Origin of the sequence: Devosia epidermidihirudinis (assembly GCF_000971295.1) — a bacterium.
GTDB lineage: Bacteria > Pseudomonadota > Alphaproteobacteria > Rhizobiales > Devosiaceae > Devosia > Devosia epidermidihirudinis.
Map to the genome: position 1 here is coordinate 1 of NZ_LANJ01000010.1, position 4,339 is coordinate 4,339.

At 60.1% G+C, this 4,339-nt stretch carries 4 protein-coding genes; all 4 read right to left on the reverse strand.

The features are described 5' to 3' along the window. Positions 1-368: 368 nt before the first annotated feature. The 4 genes from WH87_RS02990 to rpsD all read right to left on the reverse strand — a co-directional run bounded on the left by WH87_RS02990 (position 369) and on the right by rpsD (position 3,996). Positions 369-1,172: an inositol monophosphatase family protein gene (locus WH87_RS02990; RefSeq protein WP_046140626.1), complete on the reverse strand. Its 804-nt coding sequence runs from the start codon at positions 1,170-1,172 to the stop codon at positions 369-371. A gap of 11 nt (positions 1,173-1,183) precedes the next feature. Beyond that, complete coding sequence (ttcA, locus tag WH87_RS02995; RefSeq protein WP_197410712.1) at positions 1,184-2,029, reverse strand: tRNA 2-thiocytidine(32) synthetase TtcA; 846 nt, start codon at positions 2,027-2,029, stop codon at positions 1,184-1,186. Positions 2,030-2,121: 92 nt separating this feature from the next. Then, complete coding sequence (locus tag WH87_RS03000) at positions 2,122-3,198, reverse strand: putative transporter (protein ID WP_046140624.1); 1,077 nt, start codon at positions 3,196-3,198, stop codon at positions 2,122-2,124. A 180-nt stretch (positions 3,199-3,378) separates the two neighbouring features. After that, positions 3,379-3,996 carry a 30S ribosomal protein S4 gene (gene rpsD / locus WH87_RS03005; protein ID WP_046140623.1) on the reverse strand — a complete coding sequence of 206 codons (618 nt, stop codon included), beginning with the start codon at positions 3,994-3,996 and terminating at the stop codon, positions 3,379-3,381. Between the last annotated feature and the right edge of the window lie 343 nt (positions 3,997-4,339).

Here is a 4,339-nt window from a genome sequence, read left to right on the forward strand (position 1 = left end):
CCCTCCCCCTTGTGGGGAGGGATCTAGGGTGGGGGGGATTTTTTCCACCATCGCGTATGCGGGGACATACCCCCACCCTGCTCGATGGACGGACTTAGTTGGCGCTAAGTCCTATCTCGCTTCCCTCCCCACAAGGGGGAGGGAAAGTCGACTGATGGATTTGTGGGTGGCGTTGCCCCAAACACAGCTCGTCACCCTCGGGCTTGACCCGAGGGTGTTTGTTAGGCGCTCAGCAAGTGAAGAGCCCTCGGGTCAGGCCCGAGGGTGACGGCTGGTGGGGTGGAGAGTGCGTGCGCTCGAAAGAGAGATTCCCGCTTTTGCGGGAATGACACTGTGGGGAATGCGGAGTTCGCGTCCCGCCCCTGCCCCTAAAACGTAAACACCTCACGGCGCAGCAGGTCCCAGCTGGCTTTGTCTGGCGTCACCAGCAGGCCGCCGGAGACGTGGCTGGGGAGATAGGGATGGCCGTCGAGGCGGGCGGCGTAGGCGCCTGCTTCCTGGGAGATCAGGGTGCCGGCCAAGTGATCCCATGGCATCAGCTTGTTGAAGCAGACGAACTGGGTGTGGCCGGAAGCGAAGGCGCGATATTCGTGGCCGGCGACGCGGTAATTGGCGACCATCCGCACCTTGGCAAAATTGGTCAGCACCTCGACCCGGCTTTCAGCCGGCATGTAGGCGACCGACGATGTGCCTACCATCTGATCGAGCGGCAGCGCGTCGGCTACCTTGAGCTTGACCGCTTCGCCGTCGGGACGGCGGAGGAAGGCACCAGCGCCCTTTTCGGCGATGAACCAGTCGTCGCCCATCGGATCGTAGATGATGCCAGCGACGGTTTCGCCCTTGGAGACGACCGACGCCATGGTGGCAAAGAGCGGTAGGCCAGCTGCATAATTGGCGGTACCATCGATGGGATCGACGACCACCGCGAGATCGGCAGTGGCCAAAGCGGTCAGCAGCGCCGGATCGGCGGCGACCGATTCTTCGCCTACGAACAGCGCGTCTGGCATCCAGTCGGCGATACGGGCCTTGATGACGTTTTCCGTCGCGACATCGGCCTCGGTGACGAGGTCGATGGCTTCGGTTTTGACATGGACCATGGAGGCGTCGAGGCGGCGGAAGCGCGGTAGGGCTTCGGCGCGCGCGGCGTCGCGCAGGATGTTGGCAAGGTCCATTACATCAAAGGTCACGGCGTCGTCCTCTTGTCGAATAGCGCAGAAAAATCAAACAGCTTGGTATCCAGCATATGGCTGGGATTGATGTTCCCTAGCGCGCGGATCATGACGTCCTTGCGACCGGGCATGCGCTTTTCGATATCGGTCAGCATGGCCTTCATGGCGTTGCGTTCGAGGCCATCCTGGCTGCCGCAGAGATCACAGGGGATGATCGGGAAGGCCATGGCGTCGGAGAACTTCTGCAGGTCGTCCTCTGCGCAGAAGATCAGCGGGCGCAGGACTTCCACAGTGCCTTCGTCATTGAGCAGGCGCGGCGGCATGGCCGCGAGCTTGCCGCCGTGGAAGAGGTTCATGAAGAAGGTTTCGAGGCTGTCGTCGCGGTGATGGCCGAGCACCAGCGCGGTGCAGCCCTCCTCCCGCGCGATGCGGTAGAGATTGCCCCGGCGTAGGCGCGAGCAGAGCGAGCAATAGGTCGCGCCGGCTGGCAGCTTCTCGGTGACGATGGAATAGGTGTCGCGGTACTCGATGCGATGCGGAATGCCGAGGCCTTCCAGAAACGCCGGCAGGATATGCTTGGGGAAATTGGGCTGGCCCTGATCGAGATTGCAGGCCACCAGCTCAACCGGCAGCAATCCGCGCCATTTGAGATCGAGCAGCAGGGCCAGCAGCCCATAGCTGTCCTTGCCGCCCGACAGCGCCACCAGCCACTTCTCGCCCGGCCGCACCATGCCGAACTTTTCGATGGCCTCGCGCACATTGCGGATCAGTCGCTTGCGCAGTTTGTTGAACTCAACCGTGTGCGGCGCATTGGCATAGATGGGATGGGCGCCGGAGCCGGCCTCATCGACCGCGTCCATATCGAGAACCGCACTATCCATCGCGAAACGTCCAATCAAACAGCAAGAGGGGCGACCTGTGCGCCCCTCCTATAGCAAGCGTGGCGAAAATTCTATTCCGCTGGCAGAGGCGATGCCTCGACGGCTTCACCGACGTCATGGCCGGTGTCGAAGGCATCAAGATTGGCCTCGAACTCGTGCAGACGCTTCCAGATCGAGCGCAGCTCGGTCAGCGTGGTCCAGTTGTTGAGGATCAGTCCAAAAGCGCCGTTCACACGGCCATAGGCGTCACTGATCTGATTGAGCAGGCCGAACGTCACCGCGCCGGTGAACATGCCTGGACCAACCATCAGAAGCGGCGCGAGGCTCGTCACCTGCCCATAGAGGTTCGACCACAGATCGAAATAGCCATAGTGCAGATAGAGGCGATGATAGTTGAAGCGAATGCCGGAAAACAGCGAGAACAGCGTCTCCGGTTGGGCGTGGTTGATCTTGTCATCTTCGCCCAGCACCAGCTCCTTACGGAACGCCGCCTCAACCTTCTGATTGTTGTATTCCAGCCCTGGCAGAAACCAACCGACAAACCACGAAATCACCATGCCGCCGACGGTGATGATCACCGAGGCCCAGACCAGCGAGCCGGGAATATCGCGCAGGATCGGCAGATCGACCTGGCTACTCAAAGACCACAAGATCGGGATGAAAGCGATCAGGGTCATGACAGCGCGGGCAATCGCCAGCCCCAGACTTTCCACGATCGAGGCGAAACGCATCGCGTCTTCCTGGATACGCTGGGAGGAGCCTTCGATTTCCACTTCCACATGGCGCCAGCGCGGAATGTAGTTCTCGGTAATGGCTTGCCGCCAACGGAAACCATAGAGGCGCGTCACGTAGCTGGTGAGCGTGGCCAGAACCACATAGGGCAGCGCGATCCACAGGAAGCTGGATGGCATCGGCAGCGTGATGAAGCCGAGGAAATTATGCGGCGCCATTTCGGGCTGGAAGATCATCGCCCAGAATTCGGAGACGTTGTGCGAGCTGGCTTCCTGCAGCATCGTGTAGAAGACATTGTACCACTTATTCAGCAGCACCGTCATCTGCACCTGAAGATAGATCGACGCGATCAGAAATGCGCCGCCAATATAGGCCCAAGCAGCCCAACGACGCGTTGCAAAGAATGACTTGATCATGACGGCCCTCCAAGGCCTCAGGCCCCAAACCGGCCCGTCACACTGGCGTCACAAGTAAATGCGGCGGAGGCAAGAGCGAAACTTCGCCTTACCAAAATTTAACCCAGGATTTTCTTGTCCGGATAAACAAAAAGGCCGCTCCGAAGAGCGGCCTTTTCAAATTCTTGGCTTCTACAGCGATTAACGCGAGTAGAATTCGACGACCAGGTTTGGTTCCATCTGAACCGGATATGGCACGTCCGACAGCGATGGAACGCGGGCGAAAGTGGCGGTCATCTTGTTGTGGTCGACTTCCACATAGTCTGGAACGTCGCGCTCAGCGAGCTGCACGGCTTCGAGCAGCACAGTCAGCTGCTTGGAGCGGTCGCGGACTTCAACCTTGTCGCCAACCTTGACCAGGTAGGACGGAATGTTGACGCGCTTGCCGTTGACCAGGATGTGGCCGTGCGACACGAACTGGCGCGCAGCGAACACGGTGGTCACGAACTTCGCACGATACACGATCGCGTCCAGACGGCTCTCGAGCAGGCCGATCAGGTTCTCGCCGGTGTCGCCCTTAACGCGAGCGGCTTCATTGTAAAGACGCTTGAACGCCTTTTCAGTGATGGTGCCGTAGTAGCCCTTGAGCTTCTGCTTGGCGCGGAGCTGCAGACCGTAGTCCGAGAGCTTGCCCTTGCGGCGCTGACCATGCTGGCCTGGGCCATATGCACGGGCGTTCAGTGGGGACTTTGGACGACCCCAGATGTTTTCGCCAAGACGGCGATCGATTTTGTACTTGGCTGAATGACGCTTCGACATCGCGTATCCTTCTTCATAGTTGAATGGATCGCGCCCTCCTCTGCCATCCCGAGGGATGACCGACAGACCCCAATAATTTAGGAGATCCCGGGTGCGCCTAATGGGACAAAGCCCGAATAGGTGGCCGGGTGATACCGAGACAGGGCGGAGGAGTCAAGCATTGGCGGCATTTGGCCTGCCACCGCTGTCATTGCACGGTCGCAGAAAGGTGGATCACCGGGACAAGCCCGGTGATGACGATTGCGGGGGGAACAGAGCGCCCACCGAATCCCCTGCCCACCTTCCCCGTTCTATCGTCACCACCCGGCTTGTCCGGGTGGTGACGATAGAACGGGGAAGGTGG